Annotated in this window: 13 protein-coding genes; 11 read left to right on the top strand and 2 right to left on the bottom strand. The window is 59.3% G+C overall.

Going from position 1 to position 16,007, the window contains the following annotated elements; all coding sequences use genetic code 11:
• Window position 1: 1 nt before the first annotated feature.
• Together murU and AC6CIA_RS13180 are read right to left on the bottom strand one after the other, a co-directional pair.
• A complete protein-coding gene (murU, locus tag AC6CIA_RS13185) occupies window positions 2-676 on the bottom strand; it encodes an N-acetylmuramate alpha-1-phosphate uridylyltransferase MurU (protein WP_498312558.1) in 675 nt (224 codons plus the stop codon).
• On the bottom strand, window positions 673-1,698 hold the full coding sequence (locus tag AC6CIA_RS13180; protein WP_498312556.1) for an aminoglycoside phosphotransferase family protein: 1,026 nt from the start codon (window positions 1,696-1,698) through the stop codon (window positions 673-675). Before AC6CIA_RS13180 ends, murU begins: the two co-directional genes overlap by 4 nt.
• 130 nt (window positions 1,699-1,828) lie before the next feature.
• On the opposite strand from AC6CIA_RS13180, the gene AC6CIA_RS13175 reads away from it, so the two are divergent.
• The 11 genes from AC6CIA_RS13175 (at window position 1,829) to AC6CIA_RS13125 (ending at window position 15,994) form a co-directional block, all read left to right on the top strand.
• On the top strand, window positions 1,829-4,597 hold the full coding sequence (locus AC6CIA_RS13175) for an LPS-assembly protein LptD (RefSeq protein ID WP_498312554.1): 2,769 nt from the start codon (window positions 1,829-1,831) through the stop codon (window positions 4,595-4,597).
• The gene (locus AC6CIA_RS13170) at window positions 4,578-5,912 is read left to right on the top strand and encodes a peptidylprolyl isomerase (protein WP_339531975.1); all 1,335 of its coding nucleotides are present in this window, start codon (window positions 4,578-4,580) and stop codon (window positions 5,910-5,912) included. The genes AC6CIA_RS13175 and AC6CIA_RS13170 overlap by 20 nt, the downstream gene beginning before the upstream one ends.
• Window positions 5,909-6,898 (top strand): 4-hydroxythreonine-4-phosphate dehydrogenase PdxA, encoded by a 990-nt coding sequence (gene pdxA, locus AC6CIA_RS13165; RefSeq protein ID WP_498312552.1) that lies wholly within the window; start codon window positions 5,909-5,911, stop codon window positions 6,896-6,898. Before AC6CIA_RS13170 ends, pdxA begins: the two co-directional genes overlap by 4 nt.
• Window positions 6,895-7,707 (top strand): 16S rRNA (adenine(1518)-N(6)/adenine(1519)-N(6))-dimethyltransferase RsmA, encoded by an 813-nt coding sequence (gene rsmA / locus AC6CIA_RS13160; protein WP_339531977.1) that lies wholly within the window; start codon window positions 6,895-6,897, stop codon window positions 7,705-7,707. Before pdxA ends, rsmA begins: the two co-directional genes overlap by 4 nt.
• A 246-nt stretch (window positions 7,708-7,953) precedes the next feature.
• Window positions 7,954-8,334: a Co2+/Mg2+ efflux facilitator ApaG/CorD gene (gene apaG / locus AC6CIA_RS13155; RefSeq protein ID WP_498312550.1), complete on the top strand. Its 381-nt coding sequence runs from the start codon at window positions 7,954-7,956 to the stop codon at window positions 8,332-8,334.
• Window positions 8,334-9,185 (top strand): symmetrical bis(5'-nucleosyl)-tetraphosphatase, encoded by an 852-nt coding sequence (locus tag AC6CIA_RS13150; protein WP_498312548.1) that lies wholly within the window; start codon window positions 8,334-8,336, stop codon window positions 9,183-9,185. The genes apaG and AC6CIA_RS13150 overlap by 1 nt, the downstream gene beginning before the upstream one ends.
• 33 nt (window positions 9,186-9,218) lie before the next feature.
• Complete coding sequence (gene glpE, locus AC6CIA_RS13145) at window positions 9,219-9,548, top strand: thiosulfate sulfurtransferase GlpE (RefSeq protein WP_498312546.1); 330 nt, start codon at window positions 9,219-9,221, stop codon at window positions 9,546-9,548.
• A 285-nt stretch (window positions 9,549-9,833) separates the two neighbouring features.
• Window positions 9,834-11,756 carry a PrkA family serine protein kinase gene (locus AC6CIA_RS13140; RefSeq protein ID WP_498312544.1) on the top strand — a complete coding sequence of 641 codons (1,923 nt, stop codon included), beginning with the start codon at window positions 9,834-9,836 and terminating at the stop codon, window positions 11,754-11,756.
• 114 nt (window positions 11,757-11,870) lie between these two features.
• Window positions 11,871-13,142: a YeaH/YhbH family protein gene (locus AC6CIA_RS13135; protein ID WP_498312542.1), complete on the top strand. Its 1,272-nt coding sequence runs from the start codon at window positions 11,871-11,873 to the stop codon at window positions 13,140-13,142.
• A complete protein-coding gene (locus AC6CIA_RS13130; protein ID WP_498312540.1) occupies window positions 13,139-14,701 on the top strand; it encodes a SpoVR family protein in 1,563 nt (520 codons plus the stop codon). The genes AC6CIA_RS13135 and AC6CIA_RS13130 overlap by 4 nt, the downstream gene beginning before the upstream one ends.
• A gap of 63 nt (window positions 14,702-14,764) precedes the next feature.
• Entirely contained in the window at window positions 14,765-15,994 is a 1,230-nt protein-coding gene (locus AC6CIA_RS13125; RefSeq protein WP_498312538.1) for a multifunctional CCA addition/repair protein, read from the top strand.
• Window positions 15,995-16,007: the final 13 nt, after the last annotated feature.

Here is a 16,007-nt window from a genome sequence, read left to right as displayed (position 1 = left end):
CTTACTGCCCCGCGGTCAGCAGGGTTTCGACTTGCGCCAGCCGCTCCAGCGTACCGACATCGATCCAGCGTCCGTCCATGTGTTCTCCCGTCACTTGACCTTTGCTCATCGCCGCACGCAACAACGGCGCGAGCTTGAAGGCACCGGCACTGCAGCCCTCGAACAGCTTGGGGTGCAGCACTGAAATGCCACTGAAGGTCAGGTTATCGGCACCGGCCACGGCATCATGAACGACACCGTCCTGAATGTAGAAGTCGCCGCCGGAGGGGTGATGAGCCGGATTATCGACCATCACCAGGTGGGCGAGGCCTTGCAACGGGCGTTTCAAGGGGGCGAAGTCGTAATCGGTCCAGATGTCGCCATTGACCACCAGAAACGGCTCATCTCCCAGCAGCGCCAAGGCCTTGAAGATCCCGCCACCGGTTTCCAGCGGTTCGCCCTCGGGGGAGTAGCGGATCCGCAGGCCAAACTGCGCACCGTCGCCGAGATAGCGTTCAATCTGCTGGCCGAGCCAGGCATGATTGATGACGATATCGCTAAAACCGGCCTTGGCCAGCGCCTCGAGGTGATATTCGATCAGGCGCTTGCCTCCCGCCTGAACCAGCGGTTTCGGAGTGTGCAAGGTCAGCGGACGCATCCGCTCACCCTTGCCGGCGGCCAGGATCATGGCCTTCATACACCCACCTCCGCCGGCTGACGCAGACTCGCCAGCAACTCAGCCAAGTCGGCCAGTTCCGCCCGCTCCGCGAGCACCGCCTCTATATAAGCGAAGAAGCGTGGTACATCCGCCAAGTAGCGCGGCTTGCCGTCACGGTGGCAGATACGCGCAAAGATACCGATCACCTTGAGGTGACGCTGCACGCCCATCAGGTCACTGGCGCGCAGAAACGCTTCAAAATCCGCCTGCACGGGAATACCCAGTTGGCCAGCACGTGCCCAATAGCCGTGCTGCCATTCGCGCACGCGGGCCTGGGGCCAACTGAGGAACGCATCCTTGAACAGGCAGGTAATGTCGTAGGTCACCGGTCCGTAGACCGCGTCCTGGAAATCCAGCACGCCCGGGTTCGGTTCGCTGATCATCAGGTTGCGCGGCATATAGTCACGGTGCACCAGCACCTTGGGCTGGGCCAGCGCGCTGTCGATCAGCAGATCGCTGGCACGCTGCCATAGCGCCTGCTGCTGAGTGTCGAACTCAATGCCCAGGTGCCGGCGTACATACCATTCGGGGAACAGTTCGAGTTCCCGGCGCAACAAAGCCACGTCATAGCTGGGCAGTGGAGCCTCCATCGGCAACTGCTGGAATGCCAGCAAGGCGTCGATGGCATCGGCAAATAATTGCTCGGCATTTACGTCGTCAATCACGTCCAGGTAGGTTTTTTTGCCCAGGTCATTGAGCAAAAGAAAGCCTCGCGGCAAATCTTCTGCATAAATTTGTGGAACATTAATTCCTGATTTCGCCAGCATTTGCGCAATTTCGACGAAAGGTTTGCAGTTTTCCTGGGGGGGAGGCGCGTCCATCACCACCAGGCTGCGGCCACCACCCTCCCAGCGGAAGTAACGCCTGAAACTCGCGTCGCTGCTGGCCGCGGTCAACGTGGCCGGGGGTACGGCACCCCAGCCCTGGGCATTGAAAAGGATCGGCAACTGCTCATCGAGCCAGACTTTCAGGTATTGCAAACGTAGATCTTGGTCGGGCATTACAAGGGTCTCCGACGGCGCTAGCCGTCAAGCGGGTCATGCTTTATTATCACGCATCTTTTTCAGACCATCGAGAGGCGTGCGGCCCACACCGCGGGCAGATGGCACGCAGGAAGCCCGGACTAATAAGATGGCATTGAAATCCCCCGCGTTTCGTAGAAAATTTCCGTTGCTGGTAACCGGCAGTCTGCTGGCCATGCAACCCTTCGCCACCTCATTCGTGGTCGCCGCGGAACAGTATGACTGCTCAGTCTCTGCTTCGGGTGCCTGGGATTGTGCGCCGAAAACCAGCGCCGCCCCACTACCACCGCGTCCGGTGCATGACGGCAGCGCCGTCAGCTCGGCCAACAGCACGCCGCAAGGCGAGGCTGCCAGTGCCGAGGCCGAACCCAAGACCTTGCTGGTCACCGAATCCAAGGGCCGTGGCCTGCGTTCGCGCAGCGCCGACTACAGCCACCTGGACTGGGTCCCGCGCGAGAAACTCACCGCTGCGCAACTGGCCGAAACCGGTCCTTATTGCGCCGGTGCGTACATCGAGCCGATCCGCCCCGGCATGAACGACAAGACGGACAAGAGCGACGCACCGACCTTCATCGGTGCCAAGGCGTCCCGTTACGAGCAGGAGCAGCAGATCGCTTCCCTCGCCGGCGACGTGGTCATGCGTCAAGGCAGCATGCAGATCGAGGCCGACGAGGCCAACCTGTACCAGGCCGAGAACCGTGGCGAGCTGAACGGCAAAGTCCGTCTGCGCGACAACGGTGCGCTGATCGTCGGTGATCGCGCCGAGGTCCAACTGGACACCGGTGCGGCGCAGATCGACAACGCCGAATACGTCATGCACAAATCGCGCATCCGCGGTAACGCGCTGTACGCCAAGCGTGCCGAAAACGCGATTATCCGTCTCAAGGACGGTACGTACACCACCTGCGAACCAGACAGCAATGCCTGGCAGCTGCGGGGCAACAACATCACGTTGAACCCGGCGACCGGTTTCGGTACCGCCACCAACGCGACGTTGCGGGTCAAGAACATTCCGATCCTGTACACCCCGTATATCTATTTCCCGATCGACGACCGTCGTCAGTCCGGCTTCCTGCCGCCAAGCTTCAGCACCGGCAGCGAAACCGGGTTTACCCTGGTTACGCCGTACTACTTCAACCTGGCGCCAAACTACGACGCCACGTTGTACCCGCACTACATGACCAAGCGCGGCCTGTTGATGGAAGGCGAATTCCGCTACCTCACCAAGTCCAGCGAAGGTCAGTTCGGCGGCGCGTACCTGAACGACGACAACGACGAGCGCAGCAAGCAGACCGACTACGAAAAAACCCGTTGGATGCTTAACTGGCAGCACAAGGGTGGCCTGGATTCACGGGTACTGACTGAAGTCGACTACACCGACATCAGCGATCCGTACTACTTCCAGGACCTGAAAAGCGATCAGATCGGCGTCGAGAGCCGGGACGTCCTGAATCAGCAAGGTGCCGTCAGCTATCGTGGCGACAACTACACCGCGCGCTTGAACGTCCAGGCCTACAAGCTGGCGACGATTTCCCAGATCACACCGTACAACCGCTTGCCGCAGATCACCTTCAGCGGTGCGCTGCCGTACCATCCAGGCGGTTTGAACTTCGATTATCAAACCGAAGCCGTTCGCTTCGATCGTGACCTCGAGACTGGCAACTTTACCGATGAGGACGGCCTGACGTCGCTGCGCCTGGATGAAAACGTTCGAGGCTTGAAACGCGCCAACGGTACTCGTCTGAACTTCGCGCCAAGCATTTCGCTGCCGATGAATGCGTCCTACGGCTACATCACGCCGAAGCTCAAGTACGTCTACACCAAGTACGATCTCGATCTGGATAACAAGGGCAAGAGCGGTCTCGCACCTGGCGAGTTCAATAGTTCCCCGGATCGCGCCGTTCCGATTGCCAGTATCGACAGTGGTCTTTACTTCGATCGCACCACTCAGTGGTTCGGCAAGAACTACAATCAGACCCTGGAACCGCGTCTGTTCTATCTCTATGTACCCGAGAAAGATCAGACCGACATTCCGGTGTTCGACACCAGTGAAACAACCTTCAGCTACGCCTCGCTGTTCCGTGACAACCGCTTCTCGGGCGGCGATCGGATCGGCGACGAGAACAAGCTGTCGTTTGGCCTGACCAGCCGCTGGATTGAAGAGAATGGCTTTGAACGTCAGCGCGTGGCTATCGGCCAGGCCGTGTACTTCAAGGATCGTGAAGTGCAACTGCCAGGCGTCCTTGCCGCTGATCGTGCCGATGCGCAGGCAAATGTCTCGCCGATCGCCCTGGACTACGAGTTCCGCTTCAACCGCGACTGGCGCGCCACTGCCGACTACAACTGGGACACCGAAAGCCACAGCCCGCGTTCGGGCAGTGCAATGTTCCACTACCAGCCGGAAGACAACCCGAACAAGATCATCAACGTCGGTTATCGCTATCGCAACGACCAGGTGGTCTACAACCAGCTGACGGGTGAATGGCAGTTTGGCGGTGACTATGGGCGTCCCGGCCAAGCGAACTACGTGAAGGATTACTACAAAATCCAGCAACACGACTTCTCGATGATGTGGCCGATCATTCCGCAGTGGAACCTGATCACCCGCTGGCAGTACGACTACGCCCGCAACCGCACGCTGGAAGCCTTCGGTGGTTTCGAGTATGACAACTGCTGCTGGAAACTGCGTGTGATCAACCGTTATTGGGTTTCCAACGACGAATACACCCAGCTCGCCCCGCTGAACGAAAAAGGCGACCATGGGCTCTTCTTCCAAATTGTCCTGAAGGGACTTGGCGGCCTGACCGGCGCCAAGGTAGAGAGCTTCCTCGACAAAGGCATCCAAGGTTATCGTAAACGTGAAGATCAAGCTTTCTGATTGTCTGCGCCCGCTGATGCTGGGCGCGCTGTTCCTGGGTACTGCAACGGCACAGGCTGCCGTTCAACCGCTGGACAAGGTCGTGGCCATCGTCGATAACGACGTGATCATGCAGAGCCAACTGGACCATCGGGTCAAGGAGGTTCAGCAAACCATCGCCAAGCGTGGCGGTGGCGTGCCGCCGACCAGCGTGTTGGACCAGCAAGTCCTGGAACGCCTGATCGTCGAAAACCTGCAATTGCAGATCGGCGAACGCTCCGGCATCCGCATCACCGACGAAGAGCTGAACCAGGCGATCGGCACAATTGCCCAGCGCAACAACATGAGCATTGATCAGTTCCGCGCCGCCCTGGCCCGCGACGGTCTGTCCTATGAGGACGCCCGCGACCAGATTCGCCGTGAAATGATCATCAGCCGTGTACGCCAGCGTCGGGTGGCCGAGCGGGTTCAAGTATCGGAACAGGAAGTGAAGAACTTCCTGGCGTCAGACCTGGGCAAAATGCAGCTTTCCGAAGAACTGCACCTGGCCAACATCCTGATCCCGACGCCGGACAGCGCCAACGCCGAGCAACTCAACGCGGCCGCGGCAAAAACCCAGGCGATCTATGAGCGACTGAAAGCCGGTGCCGACTTCGCGCAAATGGCGATTGCCCAGTCCGGTAGCGACAACGCGCTGGAAGGCGGCGACATGGGCTGGCGTAAAGCGGCTCAATTGCCCCCGCCGTTTGACCGCGAGCTGAGCGCCATGCAAGTCGGGGATATCACCCAGCCTGCTCGTACGCCAGGCGGTTTCATTATCCTCAAGTTGCTGGAGCGCCGTGGCGGCGAGACTTCGCTGAAAGACGAGGTGCACGTTCGTCACATTCTGGTCAAGCCGAGCGAAATCCGCACCGAAGCGCAAACCCAGGAACTGGCCCAGAAGATCTACGAGCGTATTGAAGGCGGTGAAGACTTCGCCACCCTGGCCAAGAGCTTTTCCGAAGACCCGGGTTCCGCCCTCAATGGCGGCGACCTCAACTGGGTCGATCCAAAAGCCCTGGTGCCGGAGTTCCAGCAAGTCATGGCCGAGACCCCGCAAGGCGTATTGTCCAAACCCTTCAAGACTCAATATGGCTGGCATGTCCTGGAAGTCCTTGGCCGCCGCGCCACCGACAACACCAGTCAGGCCCGCGAACAACAGGCGCTGAACGTGCTGCGTAACCGCAAATACGACGAAGAGCTGCAAACCTGGCTGCGTCAGATCCGTGACGAAGCCTACGTGGAAAACAAGCTTCCTGGCGCCGAGCAGACGGGCACCGACCAGGCTGTTCAGTGAAACCCCAGCGTTTCGCGGTAACACCCGGCGAGCCGGCCGGCATTGGTCCAGACCTGTGCCTGCTGCTCGCCACGCAACCTCAGCCACATCCCCTGATTGCCATTACCAGCCGCGACCTGCTCCTCGAGCGGGCCGCGCAGCTGGGTGTGGCTGTCGATCTACTGGACGTGGCGCCCGGCAACTGGCCCGACCTGCCCGCCCCGGCGGGCAGCCTGTATGTGTGGGACACCCCGCTTCAGGCGAAGGTCGCCGCCGGGACACTGGACACGGCCAACGCGGCCTTTGTCCTGGAAACCCTGACCCGCGCCGGGCAAGGCTGCCTCCAGGGCGACTTCGCCGGGATGATTACCGCGCCCGTGCACAAAGGTGTGATCAACGATGCCGGCATCGCCTTTTCCGGCCATACCGAGTTTCTTGCCGAGCTGACGCACACCGCACAAGTGGTCATGATGCTGGCTACACGCGGGCTGCGAGTCGCGTTGGTGACCACGCATCTGCCGCTGCGCGATATCGCCGACGCCATCACCGCCGAACGCCTGGAGCGCGTAACGCGCATCCTGCATGCCGACCTGCAACAAAAATTCGGCATCGCCCATCCGCGCATCCTGGTCTGTGGCCTCAACCCCCATGCCGGCGAAGGCGGTCATCTGGGCCATGAAGAAATCGACATCATCGAACCGACACTAGAGCGCCTGCGCAACGAAGGCATGGACCTGCGTGGCCCATTGCCTGCGGACACTCTGTTTACCCCCAAATATCTGGAGCACTGTGATGCAGTGCTGGCGATGTACCACGACCAGGGACTGCCCGTACTGAAGTACAAAGGCTTTGGCGCCGCAGTCAACGTGACACTTGGCCTGCCGATCATCCGCACCTCCGTCGACCATGGCACCGCCCTGGATCTGGCGGGCAGTGGAAAAGTCGACACCGGTAGCCTGCACGTGGCCCTGGAAACCGCCTACCAGATGGCCGAGACCCGTATATGACCGAGCATTACCAACACCGCGCGCGCAAGCGTTTCGGGCAGAACTTCCTGCACGACGCTGGCGTGATCGACCGCATCCTGCGCTCCATCCATGCCAAGCCCGAAGACCGTCTGCTGGAAATCGGCCCTGGCCAGGGCGCCTTGACCCAAGGCTTGCTCAACAGCGGCGGCCAACTGGACGTGGTTGAGCTGGACAAGGACCTGATCCCGATTCTCAACCAGCAGTTCGCCGGCAAACCCAACTTCAACCTGCACCAGGGCGACGCGCTGAAGTTCGACTTCACCAGCCTGAACGCTGCGCCGAACAGCCTGCGGGTGGTCGGCAACCTGCCTTACAACATCTCCACACCGCTGATCTTTCACCTGCTGAACAACGCCGGCATCATCCGCGACATGCACTTCATGCTGCAAAAGGAAGTGGTCGAGCGCCTGGCAGCCGGTCCTGGGGGTGGCGATTGGGGCCGTTTGTCGATCATGGTTCAGTACCATTGCCGGGTTGAGCATCTGTTCAATGTCGGCCCAGGGGCATTCAATCCGCCGCCCAAGGTCGACTCAGCCATCGTGCGCCTGGTGCCTCACGCCGTCCTGCCGCACCCGGCCAAGGATCACCGCCTGCTCGAGCGCGTGGTGCGTGAAGCCTTCAACCAGCGCCGCAAGACCCTGCGCAACACCCTCAAGGCCTTGCTCAGCAACGCCGAGATCGAGGCTGCGGGCGTCGACGGCAGCCTGCGCCCCGAGCAACTGGACTTGGCTGCCTTCGTGCGCCTGGCCGATCAACTCGCGATCCAGCCCGCGCCGGCAGCGGAATAAGGCGTAGGGCAACCCCTCGACGCGCTCCAAAATGTGGGAGCGGGCTTGCTCGCGATGGCGGTGTGTCAGTCACCGGATACCTCGACTGATACACCGCCATCGCGAGCAAGCCCGCTCCCACCTTGAACCGCAGAACGTGTTCATCTGGCAGGCGTGCATTACTACATGTCTGGTCTAGCGCCTGATAATTGGCCTAGACTGATCGACATCAGTTGTTCCCCCGCTTTTGCTTTTAAGGCCTCTCGCATGTCCGATCCTCGTTATCAGATCGACGTCAGCGTCGTCACCCGCTTCCTGACGGAACAATCACAACCCGAACAGAACCGCTTCGCCTTCGCTTACACGGTAACCGTGAAGAACAACGGCTCGATCCCGGCCAAGCTGCTGTCCCGCCACTGGGTCATCACCGATGGTGATGGTCAGGTGGAAGAAGTCCGCGGCGCCGGCGTCGTCGGCCAGCAACCGCTCATCGCCCCCGGCAAAAGCCACACCTACAGCAGCGGCACGGTGATGACATCGCGCGTGGGCAACATGCAAGGCAGCTATCAAATGCTCGCCGACGATGGCAAACATTTCGACGCCATCATCGCGCCCTTCCGCCTGGCCGTGCCCGGAGCCCTGCACTGATGGCGACGTATGCCGTCGGTGATCTGCAAGGCTGCCTGGAGCCACTCAAGCGCCTGATGGACCGTGTAGCCTTCGACCCACTGAAAGACCGTCTCTGGCTGGTGGGTGACCTGGTAAACCGCGGCCCGAAGTCCCTCGAGACACTGCGCTTTCTATATGGCATGCGCGATTCCCTGGTGTGCGTGCTGGGTAACCACGACCTGCACCTGCTGGCAGTCGACAGGAACATCGAGCGCCTGAAAAAGGGCGATACGCTGCGCGAAATACTTGAAGCACCCGATCGCGCCGAGCTGCTGGACTGGCTGCGCCGGCAAAAACTCGTACATTACGATGAAAGCCGCAACACCGTGCTGGTCCATGCCGGCATTCCGCCACAATGGACACTGAAGAAAGCCCTCAAGTGCGCAGCCGAAGTCGAAGCGGCCCTGGCCGATGACAACCTGTTCGCAACCTATCTGGACGGCATGTACGGCAACGAACCGGTGAAGTGGGACAACGACTTGGCCGGCGTTGCGCGGCTGCGGGTCATCACTAACTACTTTACCCGCATGCGCTTCTGCACCGCCGATGGCAAACTCGACCTCAAGAGCAAGGAAGGCGCCGATACCGCGCTGCCCGGCTACAAGCCCTGGTTCGAGCACCAGGAGCGCAAGACCGCTGAGACCCGGATCATCTTCGGTCATTGGGCAGCCCTTGAAGGAAAATGCAATGAGCCCGGCGTGTTCGCCCTCGATACCGGCTGTGTCTGGGGTGGCGCCATGACCCTCATGAACATCGACACCGGTGAGCGCCTGGACTGCCAGTGCGACACTCTCCTTTTCGAACAACCGCAGGCCACGACGAAGCGCTAGACGGCGCTTTCACTCAGACCCCAGGATCCCGTGATGAGCGAATTCAAACGTATCCCTCCCGAACAAGCCCAGGCGCTGCGCGAACAAGGCGCGGTGGTCGTCGATATCCGCGACCCGGCCACTTATGCTGCGAGCCACATCAGCGGCGCCCGGCATCTGGATAACCATTCCATCGTCGACTTCATCCGTGCCGCCGACCTCGATGCGCCGGTGATCGTGGCCTGCTACCACGGCAACTCCAGCCAAAGCGCGGCGGCCTATCTGGTCAGCCAGGGCTTCTCCGATGTCTACAGCCTGGATGGCGGCTTTGAGTTGTGGCGGACGACGTATCCCGAGGAAATTGCCTCGATCGATTCACAATAATTTTTTTCAAACCTCGCTAGCCCCCGTGATGCTTGGGCTAGCGCCGCTTCTGACGAACGGTGCGCGAAAACTAATTGCGTATCTCGCCTTGAACTCCCGGATTCCGAACTATCCTTAAGCGCAGGCCATCCAAAACAGGGGAGAGCCGGTACACCGGCGTACGGGTCATCGGTAGCATTTTCAAGGTGTTCTGGGGGGAAAACAGCCACGGTCAACACCCGTGGCTGCCAGCATCGACTGATTGATCCGGCGTCGGCTCCACGTATCGAGCGAGGTGACGACGTCATGAGTATTTTTAGCCACTTCCAACAACGCTTCGAGTCCACACGCCAGGAAGAGCTCTCGCTTCAGGAATACCTTGAGCTGTGCAAAGCGGACCGCAGCGCCTACGCATCTGCCGCTGAGCGCTTGCTACTGGCGATTGGCGAACCGGAACTGGTGGACACCGCAGCCAACTCGCGGTTGTCGCGAATCTTTTCCAACAAGGTGATCCGGCGTTATCCGGCGTTTGAAGACTTCCATGGCATGGAAGAGTGCATTGACCAGATCGTCTCCTACTTCCGCCACGCCGCCCAAGGCCTGGAAGAGAAGAAACAGATTCTTTACCTGCTCGGCCCGGTGGGCGGGGGTAAATCGTCCCTGGCCGAAAAGCTCAAGCAACTGATCGAAAAAGTGCCGTTCTACGCGATCAAGGGCTCCCCGGTGTTCGAATCGCCATTGGGCCTGTTCAATGCCACGGAAGATGGCGCGATCCTCGAAGAAGACTTCGGCATCCCCCGTCGCTACCTCAACACCATTATGTCGCCCTGGGCCACCAAGCGCCTGGCCGAGTTTGGCGGGGATATCAGCCAGTTCCGGGTAGTCAAGCTGTATCCGTCGATCCTTAACCAGATCGCCGTGGCCAAGACCGAACCGGGTGACGAGAACAACCAGGATATCTCGGCGCTGGTGGGCAAGGTCGATATCCGCAAGCTCGAGGAATTCCCGCAGAACGATGCCGATGCCTACAGCTACTCGGGGGCGCTGTGCCGGGCCAACCAGGGCCTGATGGAGTTCGTGGAGATGTTCAAGGCGCCAATCAAGGTGCTGCACCCACTGCTGACCGCCACCCAGGAAGGCAACTACAACAGCACCGAAGGTTTAGGCGCCATTCCGTATAGCGGGATCCTGCTGGCCCACTCCAACGAATCGGAATGGCACACCTTCCGCAACAACAAGAACAACGAAGCCTTCATTGACCGGATCTACATCGTCAAGGTGCCGTATTGCCTGCGTGTCAGTGATGAAATCAAGATTTACGACAAGTTGCTGTTCAATAGCTCTTTGGCCAAGGCACATTGCGCACCCGATACCTTGAAAATGCTCGCGCAGTTCACCGTGCTGTCACGTCTCAAGGAGCCGGAAAACTCCAATATCTACTCGAAGATGCGCGTGTACGACGGTGAAAACCTCAAGGACACCGATCCCAAGGCCAAATCGATCCAGGAATACCGCGACACGGCCGGGGTTGATGAGGGCATGAACGGCCTGTCGACGCGTTTTGCCTTCAAGATCCTGTCCAAGGTATTCAACTTCGACCCGCACGAAATCGCCGCCAACCCGGTCCACCTGCTGTATGTATTGGAACAGCAGATCGAACAGGAGCAGTTCCAGGCCGAAACCCGCGAACGCTACCTGCGCTTCCTCAAGGAATACCTGGCACCGCGCTATATCGAATTCATCGGCAAGGAAATCCAGACCGCTTACCTGGAGTCCTACAGCGAGTACGGCCAGAATATTTTCGACCGCTACGTGCTCTACGCCGACTTCTGGATCCAGGATCAGGAATACCGCGACCCGGAAACCGGCGAAATCCTCAATCGCGTGGCACTCAACGAAGAACTGGAGAAGATCGAAAAACCGGCGGGCATCAGCAATCCGAAGGATTTCCGCAACGAAATCGTCAACTTCGTCCTGCGCGCACGGGCCAACAACAACGGCAAGAATCCGACCTGGCTCAGCTATGAGAAGCTGCGGGTGGTCATCGAGAAGAAAATGTTCTCCAACACCGAGGACTTGCTGCCGGTCATCAGCTTCAACGCCAAGGCCAGCAAGGAGGATCAGCAAAAACACAACGACTTCGTCACACGCATGGTCGAGCGTGGCTACACCGACAAACAGGTGCGCCTGCTCTCCGAGTGGTACCTACGGGTCCGGAAATCGCAGTGAAACAGCTGCAAGCTTCCAGCTACAAGCTGCAAGGAAAAAGCGGTTGAGCATCCGGCTCGACGGTTCTTCGCTTGCGGCTTGAAGCTTACGACTTGAAGCTCCCCGGAGGGGCCTATGAGCTATGTGATCGACCGACGTCTCAATGGCAAGAACAAGAGCACGGTAAACCGCCAGCGTTTCCTGCGGCGCTACCGTGACCACATCAAAAAGGCCGTCGAAGAGGCCGTCAGCCGTCGCTCCATTACCGACATGGAGCATGGCGAACAAATCAGCATTCCCGGGCGGGATATCGATGAACCGGTGCTGCACCATGGGCGCGGCGGCAAACAGACCGTGGTTCATCCGGGAAACAAGGAGTTCACGACCGGTGAACATATCCAGCGCCCCCAAGGCGGCGCTGGCGGCAAGGGTCCTGGCAAGGCCGGCAACTCCGGCGAAGGCATGGACGAATTCGTGTTCCAGATCACCCAGGAGGAATTCCTCGAGTTCATGTTCGAGGACCTGGAGCTGCCCAACCTGATCAAACGTAACCTGACCGGCACCGATACCTTCAAGACCGTACGCGCCGGGATCAGCAGTGAAGGCAACCCTTCGCGGATCAACATCATCCGCACCCTGCGCTCGGCCCATGCCCGACGCATCGCGCTATCGGGCAGCAGTCGCGCCAAGTTGCGGGAAGCCAAGGAAGCGCTGGCGCGCCTGAAGCGCGAAGAGCCGGATAACTTCGGCGATATACAGGAACTCGAGGCCGAAATAGAGAAACTCAGCGCGCGCATTCATCGCGTGCCGTTCCTCGATACCTTTGACTTGAAATACAACTTGCTGGTCAAGCAGCCCAATCCCAGCTCCAAGGCCGTGATGTTTTGCCTGATGGACGTTTCCGGCTCCATGACCCAGGCGACCAAAGACATCGCCAAGCGCTTCTTTATCCTGCTGTACCTGTTTCTCAAGCGTAACTACGACAAAATCGATGTGGTGTTCATTCGTCATCACACCAGCGCCCGCGAGGTCGACGAAGAAGAGTTCTTCTACTCGCGAGAAACCGGCGGCACCATCGTTTCCAGCGCCCTGAAGCTGATGCAAGAGATCATGGCCGAACGTTATCCGGCCAACGAATGGAATATCTACGCCGCCCAGGCCTCCGATGGCGACAACTGGAACGACGACTCACCTATCTGCCGCGACCTCCTGATCAACCAGATCATGCCGTTCGTGCAGTACTACACTTATGTGGAAATTACCCCCCGCGAACACCAGGCCCTGTGGTTCGAATACGAGCGCATCGCCGAAGCCTTCGCTGATACGTTTGCCCAACAGCAACTGATCTCGGCCGGCGATATCTATCCGGTCTTCCGTGAACTCTTCCAGCGCAGGTTAGTGACATGACCGCCAAAGAGCATAAGCGCCCACCCCTTTCCACGGGGTCCGAATGGACCTTCGAACTGATCCAGGCCTACGACCGGGAAATCAGCCGCATCGCGGCCGGGTATGCCCTGGACACCTATCCCAACCAGATCGAAGTGATTACCGCCGAGCAAATGATGGACGCGTATGCGTCGGTGGGCATGCCGTTGGGTTATCACCATTGGTCCTACGGCAAACATTTTCTCAGCACCGAAAAGTCCTACAGCCGCGGCCAGATGGGCCTGGCCTATGAGATCGTGATCAATTCCGACCCTTGCATCGCGTACCTGATGGAAGAAAACACCATCTGCATGCAAGCGCTGGTGGTTGCGCACGCCTGCTATGGCCATAACAGCTTTTTCAAGGGCAATTACCTGTTTCGCACCTGGACCGACGCCAGCTCGATCATTGATTATCTGGTGTTCGCCAAGCAGTACATCATGCAGTGTGAAGAGCGCCATGGCATCGATGCGGTGGAGGACCTGCTGGACTCCTGCCATGCCTTGATGAATTACGGCGTGGATCGCTACAAGCGTCCGTATCCGATTTCCGCCGAGGAAGAACGGCTGCGCCAGAAGGAACGTGAAGAACATCTGCAAAAACAGATCAACGACCTGTGGCGCACCATTCCCAAACGCGCCGACAAGAACAGTGACAAGGACAATGCGCGCTTCCCCGCCGAGCCCCAGGAAAACATCCTGTATTTCATCGAAAAACACGCGCCGCTGCTGGAGCCCTGGCAACGCGAGATCGTGCGGATCGTGCGCAAGATTGCCCAGTACTTTTATCCACAGCGCCAGACCCAGGTGATGAATGAAGGCTGGGCAACCTTCTGGCACTACACCCTGATGAATGACCTGTACGACGAAGGCCTGGTGACCGACGGTTTCATGATGGAATTCCTGACCTCCCACACCAGCGTGGTGTTTCAACCCGGCTTTGACAGTCCGTACTACAACGGCATCAACCCCTATGCGCTGGGGTTTGCCATGTATCGGGACATTCGACGCATGTGCGAACACCCCACCGAGGAAGACCGTCGCTGGTTCCCGGAAATCGCCGGAAGCGATTGGCTGTCGACGATCAAGTTCGCCATGAGCAGTTTCAAGGACGAGAGTTTTATCCTGCAGTACCTCTCGCCCCAGGTGATTCGCGACCTCAAGCTGTTCAGCATTCTGGATGACGACCTCAAGGACGACCTGCTGGTGCCGGCGATTCATGATGAGGTCGGTTATCGCACCATCCGCGAGACCCTGGCCGCCCAGTACAACCTGGGCAACCGCGAGCCGAATGTGCAGATCTACAGCATCGATGTGCGCGGCGATCGCTCACTGACCCTGCGCCACCAACAACACGACCGCAAGCCCCTGGGCGACTCCACCGACGAAGTTCTCAAGCATCTGCACCGACTGTGGGGGTTTGATATCCATCTGGAGACACTGCAAGGCGACCAGGTGATGAAAACCCACCATGTGCCGCCGCGCAATGAATCCAGCGACAACGAATACGGGCGCCTGGACTTGGCCGTTATCCACCTTTGATGCGGCAAAGCCTCCCTTGGCCGAACACAGGCGTTATCCTGTAAGGCTAATGGAGGCTTTTTCATGCAAATCTACAAAGTCGGCGGAGCAGTGCGTGATCGTCTGCTGGGAATTCCTGTCACCGATATCGACCGTGTCGTCGTAGGCGCCACCACCGAGGAAATGCTCGCCAAGGGCTTCAAGCCCGTAGGTGCTGACTTTCCGGTGTTCCTTGATCCGAAAAACGGCGACGAATATGCCCTCGCCCGCACGGAGCGCAAGAGTGGCCGCGGTTATGGCGGTTTTGTGTTTCATGCCAGCCCCGACGTCACGCTGGAAGAAGACCTGATTCGCCGCGACCTGACGATCAACGCGATGGCCGAAGATGACGACGGCAATCTGACCGATCCGTATCACGGCCAACGGGACCTTGAAGCACGCATTCTGCGTCACGTATCCCCCGCATTCGCCGAAGATCCCCTTCGAGTGCTGCGCGTTGCCCGCTTTGCCGCACGCTATGCGGGGCTCGGTTTCAGCATCGCCGCCGAAACCCTGGCGCTGATGCGTCAACTCAGCGAGTCAGGGGAAATCGAGGCGCTGACGCCCGAACGTAGTTGGAAAGAAATTTCTCGAGCACTGATGGAAGATCAGCCACAGGTGTTTATCCAGGTGCTGCGTGATTGCGCGGCGCTGAAAACCTTGCTGCCAGAAGTCGACGCGCTATTCGGCGTGCCGCAACCCGAAGCTCACCATCCTGAAATAGACACCGGCGTGCACACCTTGAGCGTATTGGAGCAGGCAGCGCGTCATGGCCAACCCTTGACCGTGCGCTGGGCCTGCTTGCTGCATGATCTGGGCAAAGGGTTGACGCCTGTGGATAAGTTGCCGCGGCATATTGCCCACGAGCAGAAGGGCCTGAAGCTGATAAAAGCGGTCAACGAGCGCTTCAAAGTACCGAAAGACTGCCAGGAGCTGGCCCTGCTGGTGGGTGAATATCATACCCACGGCCATCGGGCGCTGGAGCTCAAGGCCTCGACATTGCTGGAGCTGTTGCAGAGTTTCGACGTGTATCGCCGTCCGCAGCGTTTTGAGGAGTTTGTCGTCGCCTGCGAAATGGACGCGCGAGGCCGCCAGGGCTTTGAGCAGAGAAGTTATCCACAAGCGGACTATTTACGTGGGGCTGCGTTGGTGGCGCGCGGCGTGGCCGTGGCGCCGCTGCTGGAGAAAGGCTTCAAAGGCCCGGCGCTCGGCGAGGCACTCAAGCGCGAACGACTCAACGCGCTCAAAGCTTACAAGGCGCAACACCCACTGTAGGAGCGAGCTTGCC

The organism is Pseudomonas sp. GQ91 (genome assembly GCF_059758795.1).
Note: the sequence above shows the minus strand (reverse complement) of the source record. Positions and strands in the feature narration are given on the sequence as shown.

Bases quoted from the DNA above. Each gene is read 5' to 3' on its own strand.
- murU (WP_498312558.1), bottom strand. From the start codon at position 676: ATGAAGGCCATGATCCTGGCCGCCGGCAAGGGTGAGCGGATGCGTCCG.
- AC6CIA_RS13180 (WP_498312556.1), bottom strand. From the start codon at position 1,698: ATGCCCGACCAAGATCTACGTTTGCAATACCTGAAAGTCTGGCTCGAT.
- AC6CIA_RS13175 (WP_498312554.1), top strand. From the start codon at position 1,829: ATGGCATTGAAATCCCCCGCGTTTCGTAGAAAATTTCCGTTGCTGGTA.
- rsmA (WP_339531977.1), top strand. From the start codon at position 6,895: ATGACCGAGCATTACCAACACCGCGCGCGCAAGCGTTTCGGGCAGAAC.
- apaG (WP_498312550.1), top strand. From the start codon at position 7,954: ATGTCCGATCCTCGTTATCAGATCGACGTCAGCGTCGTCACCCGCTTC.
- AC6CIA_RS13150 (WP_498312548.1), top strand. From the start codon at position 8,334: ATGGCGACGTATGCCGTCGGTGATCTGCAAGGCTGCCTGGAGCCACTC.
- glpE (WP_498312546.1), top strand. From the start codon at position 9,219: ATGAGCGAATTCAAACGTATCCCTCCCGAACAAGCCCAGGCGCTGCGC.
- AC6CIA_RS13140 (WP_498312544.1), top strand. From the start codon at position 9,834: ATGAGTATTTTTAGCCACTTCCAACAACGCTTCGAGTCCACACGCCAG.
- AC6CIA_RS13135 (WP_498312542.1), top strand. From the start codon at position 11,871: ATGAGCTATGTGATCGACCGACGTCTCAATGGCAAGAACAAGAGCACG.
- AC6CIA_RS13130 (WP_498312540.1), top strand. From the start codon at position 13,139: ATGACCGCCAAAGAGCATAAGCGCCCACCCCTTTCCACGGGGTCCGAA.
- AC6CIA_RS13125 (WP_498312538.1), top strand. From the start codon at position 14,765: ATGCAAATCTACAAAGTCGGCGGAGCAGTGCGTGATCGTCTGCTGGGA.